General features: G+C 74.6%; 4 protein-coding genes. All 4 read right to left on the bottom strand.

The features are described from left to right. Nucleotides 1–154: 154 nt before the first annotated feature. The gene (gene def / locus QMK28_RS25125; protein ID WP_326441840.1) at nucleotides 155–784 is read right to left on the bottom strand and encodes a peptide deformylase; all 630 of its coding nucleotides are present in this window, start codon (nucleotides 782–784) and stop codon (nucleotides 155–157) included. Nucleotides 785–1062: 278 nt separating this feature from the next. Further along, entirely contained in the window at nucleotides 1063–2064 is a 1002-nt protein-coding gene (locus QMK28_RS25120) for a tetratricopeptide repeat protein (RefSeq protein WP_326441838.1), read from the bottom strand. A gap of 135 nt (nucleotides 2065–2199) precedes the next feature. Then, nucleotides 2200–2346: a hypothetical protein gene (locus QMK28_RS25115; protein ID WP_326441836.1), complete on the bottom strand. Its 147-nt coding sequence runs from the start codon at nucleotides 2344–2346 to the stop codon at nucleotides 2200–2202. Between the two features lie 98 nt (nucleotides 2347–2444). Then, on the bottom strand, nucleotides 2445–3773 hold the full coding sequence (locus QMK28_RS25110; protein WP_326441882.1) for an HD-GYP domain-containing protein: 1329 nt from the start codon (nucleotides 3771–3773) through the stop codon (nucleotides 2445–2447). Nucleotides 3774–4228: the final 455 nt, after the last annotated feature.

The raw sequence follows: 4228 nt of genomic DNA, 5'->3' as shown, positions 1-4228 counted from the left end.
CTCGTGCTCCAAGCCTCCACAGCCTCCACAGCCTCCACGGCGAAGGTCGCGCCGCTGCCGGTGCGAGGTGACGCTGTCGCCCGCGCGCCGCGACCTTCGCCGTGGAGGCTGTGGAGGCTGTGGAGGCTTGGAGCACGAGGCCGGGCCGGCGGCCTCAGTCGTTCGGTACGACCTCGTAGCGCGGCGTGCCCTCGTCCATCTGCCGCAGCGCGTCCTTGCGCTCGCGCTTCGAGAGCCGGTCGATGTAGAGGCGGCCGTAGAGGTGGTCGGTCTCGTGCTGGAGGCAGCGCGCGAAGTAGCCGGTGCCCTCGATCGCGATCGGGTTGCCCGCGGCATCGCGGCCGCGGACGAGCGCGTAGTCCGGGCGGGCGAGGTTGGCGTACGCGGTGGGGACCGAGAGGCAGCCCTCGTTGGCCTCCTCCAGCGCGCGGCGCTCGGGGGGCAGTTCGTCGAGGACCGGGTTGACGACCGCGCCGACGTGCCGGACGCCGTCATCGTCCGGGCAGTCGTAGATGAAGACCTTGCGGTCGACGCCGATCTGGTTGGCGGCCAGGCCGACGCCCTCCGCCGCCCGCTGGCTGGCGAACATGTCGTCGATGAGCCGCCCGAGTTCGTCGTCGAACTCGGTGACGTCCCGGCACTCCTTGTGCAGCACCGGATTGCCGACGACGGTGATCGGGCGGGCCGTGCCGCGCTCGCGGTACGCGGCCTCGCGCTCCTCGCAGTCCTCCGTGTCGACGATGAATTCGGCACTGAGCTGCTGGTCGGTCTCTTGCTGGGCCATGGTCCGCCGTACGCCTTCCGGTGCTTCAACGATTGATGCGACAAACCTTGATTCGTCGCGCTACAGAGTACGGCCATCCGTGCCGTCGCCGGGCCGGGAACGGTCCGGGCAGGGATGGGGCCGGGGTGGGGCTGCGGCGGGGCCGTTCCGGGGCGGGGCGCGCGGCTTCGAGAGGGGGCTCGCGGCTTCGAGAGGGGGCTCGCGGCGGGGCCCGGCCGCCCCCGCCCCGCTCCGGCGGCTCCGGGGCCCGCTCCAGCGGCTCCGGGGCCCGCCGCGCGTCAACAGACCTCTTCGAGATCCCGCCACTCGCGGGTGTCCGGGCTGTCGGCGACCCAGCCGTCCAGCAGCCCGCGGACCAGCCCGGCGGGCGCCGCGATGCCGCACTCGCGCTCCGGCACCCACAGCTCGCCCGCCGTACGGTGCCCGAGCGGCCCGGGGTGGCCCGGCTCGCTGTGGTCGTGCGGGTCGAGGTGCTCGCCGTCGCCCTCGTCGCTCGTCATCCGGCTCTCGGAGCACATCCGGCACAGCAGCCGCACCGACGAGGACCAGTCCTCGGCCGCGAAGCCCGCGTCCGCCGCGAGCCGCTCCAGGGCGTCCCGGTCGGCTTCGGTCGCGGCCTCCAGCAGCACCACCCAGGTCGGCACCGGGGACGGGGCCCACAGCTCGATCTCGTCGAAGACGGGGAACGTCAGGGTTCCGCTGCCCGCCGCGGTGGTCCGCTCGCCGTGCGGCACGCCGTCGTGCAGCACGACCTCGCCCCAGCGCCGCCCGGAGGACGGCAGCGGGATGCTCAGCACCTCGATACGGGCCGGGTCGAGCCGGCGGCCCCAGACGACCTCCGCCTCGCCCTCGGGCGACAGCCGGACGGCGGCGCTGCCCAGCTCCATGCCGACGGGCTCGGCGGGCGAGGCGACCGTCGCCGCCTGGTTGCCGCGCACCTTGAGCCCGTACGCCTGCCAGGAGCGGCGGGCCAGCGGCCAGTCCTGCAGGGCGGTCGCGGCGATGCCGACGTTCCACCAGTCCGGGGCGCCGCTCTCGCGGTCCAGCAGGGCGACGGCGCGCAGCCCGGCGGCGCGCGCCTGCTCCCAGTCGTGCCGGAACTTGTGCAGCAGCGCCAGATTGAACCAGGACTCCGACAGCCACGGCTCCAGGTCGGCGGCGCGCGTGAGCAGCGCGCCCGCGTCCTCGTACCGTCCGTCGCCGATGAGTGTGAACGCACGGTCGGTGGCCTGCCGCCATGAGGCGGAGGGCCGGTGCCGTACCTTGCCGAAGATCCTCACGATTCCCGCCTGCTGGTTGCTCCGCGATCGATGTGTCCGCCGTCGCCGTGCGGCCCCCGCCGCACGTCAGCCGTCGGCGGCCGGGATGTCGATTTCCCGGCCGGTGCTCCCGTCGCCGTCATGACCGGTGCTCTCCTAGGTGTCCTGCTCGGTGAGCACCGGGATATTCGTTTTCGCCGACTTCAGGATGACCACACCGCGTGTCTCCCGCGCGGCGTCGTTCTCCTGGACAACAACCTTCCACACATCGGCGCGTATCTCAGCCCCGAATATGGGGCTCACGACAGCTCCTCGCCGTCTGTACGCCCCCGATTCCCCGCTTCTTCCGCATCCTTCGCATCAAACCATGCCCATATCCCGGGCCGCTCATTACCCGTCGGTCACCCGGGCCCGCCCGCCCGCGCGGGGCCGGCGCCCCGCGACAGGACCCTGGCCAACGCTTCCACGACGCGCGGCTCGTAATCCCTGGCCGTCGCCAGCCGCAGCCGCTCCAGGGCCCGCAGCGGGCCGCCGAGCGGACCGCCGTCGGCCGCCAGGTCGTCGTAAGCGTTCACCGTGCGCACGATCCGCGCGGGAAGCGGCTGCTCCCGGTACGGGTCGGCCTGCCGCTCGACGATCAGCGCTACGTCGGCGGGCACCCCGGACTGCCGGACGACCGCGCCGCCGAGCAGCGCGATGCGGCGCTGCTCGGCGGCGGGCAGCGACTCGGTGGCGCCCGCGGGCACCGGGTCCAGGAGGGACAGCTGCCCGATGTCGTGCATCAGCGCCGCGTACTCCAGAACGGTCAGTCCGGGCTCGGAGAGCCCCAGCTCACGCCCCACCGCGAGGCTGAGCCCCGCGACCCGGCGGGCGTGGCCCGGCCGGGTGTAGCCGGCGATCTCGGTGGCGCGGGCGAGCGAGACGATGGTCTGCCGGTAGGTGGTGCGTACGGCCGCGTAGCGGCGGAAGGAGAACTGGGTGAGCAGCAGCGGCAGGCAGAAGACCGGCAGCGCCCAGAGGCCCGTCACGGCCACCGCCAGCGCCATCACCGCGCCGGTCGCGCAGATCGCCGAGCCGATGCCGGGCAGCTCGCGCAGCTTGTCGCGGAGCAGCGGCCCGTACGGCCAGCCGGTGCGGGACCGGGCGAGGGCGGCGGTGAGAACCGCGTCGCAAAGTGCGGTGAGCACGAGCAGGAGCAGCAGGAAGAGGGCGTAGTACGGGCCCCGGCCGAGCCATTCGTGCAGCTTTCCGGTGTTGTAGAGCGGCTGGAAGCAGGTCGCGGCGAATCCGACGATCAGGACGCGGCAGGCGACCCGGTCGAGGGCGGGCGGGCGGCCCATCGCGACGTGCGGCACCATGCCCACCAGGGAGGCCGCGACCACCACGGTGACGGTCTGCAGGATGCCGTGGTGGGTGGAGACCCCGGCGATCTCGCCGAGCAGCGCGTAGGCGAGCCCTCCGGCGGCGGCCAGCGGGGCGGCCTCACGGTCGCCGGGCGAGGCGCCGGGCGAGGCGCCGGGCGGATCGGGCAGTGCGGCCCCCGCCATCCCCGCCCCGCCGGGTACCGCCGCGGCGGCGGCCGGTCCGGGCCCCCAGCGGACGGCCTCCCCGACGGCGATGAGCAGGCCGAAAGCGAGCGCGACACCGGGGTCGACGAGCCCGTGCCAGAGCGTCCAGCCGAGGGCGCCAGCGGTGAGCAGGAGGGCTGCGGCGTATACGGCGCCGACCATCGGGGATCTGCGGTCGGTCGGGCCGTGGGGGGCGGGATCCGGGTGCGCGCCGGTGGGGCGGGCGACCTCCGGGTACGCGCCGGTGCGGGGTACGCCGCGCTGCTGTCCGGTGCGCCGTTGCGCGATCCGCTGGCGCGCGATCCGCTGCTGCGCGCCCGGGGCGTACGCGTCGGGAGTGTGCGCCCCTGCGGGCTGTGTGTTGGGAGCGTGTGTGTCGGCAGGCCGCGAGTCGGGGGCGTGCGTCTCGGAATCGTGCGCGTCTGCGGTGCGCTCATCTGCCGCTCGCGCGCCGCCGCCCTGCCCGCCGGACCGGCCTGCGGCCCGCTCGGCGGACCGGCTGTCGGGCTCCCCCGCAGTCCGCCCCGTGGATTCCCCGCTGGGCTCCTCGCCCCGTGACGTACTGTCCGACGCCCCTCCGATCCCGCTGTCCTCGCGCCCCCGGCTCACGCGACCCC

The sequence above is a fragment of the Streptomyces sp. H27-D2 genome, assembly GCF_035828615.1.
Classification (GTDB): domain Bacteria; phylum Actinomycetota; class Actinomycetes; order Streptomycetales; family Streptomycetaceae; genus Streptomyces.
The sequence above is the reverse complement of the archived record's forward strand: the minus strand, read 5'-3'. Positions and strand labels throughout refer to the sequence as shown.

What these genes read in the sequence shown, in the direction of transcription:
- def (WP_326441840.1), bottom strand. Translation starts at nt 784, where the DNA reads ATGGCCCAGCAAGAGACCGACCAGCAGCTCAGTGCCGAATTCATCGTC.
- QMK28_RS25110 (WP_326441882.1), bottom strand. Translation starts at nt 3,773, where the DNA reads ATGGTCGGCGCCGTATACGCCGCAGCCCTCCTGCTCACCGCTGGCGCC.